This is a genomic window from Tenacibaculum sp. MEBiC06402, assembly GCF_049239625.1.
Classification (GTDB): Bacteria; Bacteroidota; Bacteroidia; order Flavobacteriales; family Flavobacteriaceae; genus Polaribacter.
Genome location: NZ_JBMKKT010000022.1, coordinates 1 through 637, shown reverse-complemented (window position 1 = coordinate 637; position 637 = coordinate 1). Strand labels below are relative to the sequence as shown.

Genomic DNA, 637 nt, shown 5'->3' with positions numbered 1-637 from the left:
GGTCCCGAAGCTTCGGGACAGCCGCAATTAATTATACGCCTTGTTGTGTACTGTGTTTTTATTCAAATTAACAGATATCCACAAAATAGTGATTCCAATTAACAATATAATCAAACCACCAATTAGAAAAGCCATTCCATATCCTTCTGAAAATAATCCACAAAAGAAATTCAGATATCTGTTAATCAATCCCGATGAGTAAAATCCAGAGGCAGAAATTGCGAAAGTAATGATAATAACCACTAAAGAATTCACAATTCCGAATTTATATCTCCAGTCTATTAAGGTAATCATTAATATACCAATTGCTATGCTTGTTATTGTCCAGTAAGTTTTATAAAGTAAAAAAAACTCGATACTGTAATTGGCTAAGCTCTCATATTTTTCCCAATCCTTATTCATTAAAGCATCGAATTGCTCTCCATGAAATCCAACATACAATCGATTAATTCCACTAATTATAAAAATCAGTGCTAAACATTGGGGGATTATAAGTTTTATGTTAAGTTCTTTGATAATTTTTGACATTGTACACAACGTATTTGTGTATGATTTTTTGCGGGAAAAGGACGCGAGTCATTTCCCGATGTTTCGGAAAGATAATTAATAAGATTGAATTTCCGTAGAGGTCCCGAAG

General features: G+C 32.7%; 1 protein-coding gene. It reads right to left on the bottom strand.

The genetic code is table 11. The features are described 5' to 3' along the window. Window positions 1-27 precede the first annotated feature (27 nt). Window positions 28-528, bottom strand: coding sequence for a hypothetical protein (locus ACOSP6_RS00190; RefSeq protein ID WP_422092329.1), 501 nt, complete (start codon window positions 526-528; stop codon window positions 28-30). Window positions 529-637 lie beyond the last annotated feature (109 nt).

Coding starts and splice junctions, on each gene's coding strand:
- ACOSP6_RS00190 (WP_422092329.1), bottom strand. CDS start 528: ATGTCAAAAATTATCAAAGAACTTAACATAAAACTTATAATCCCCCAA.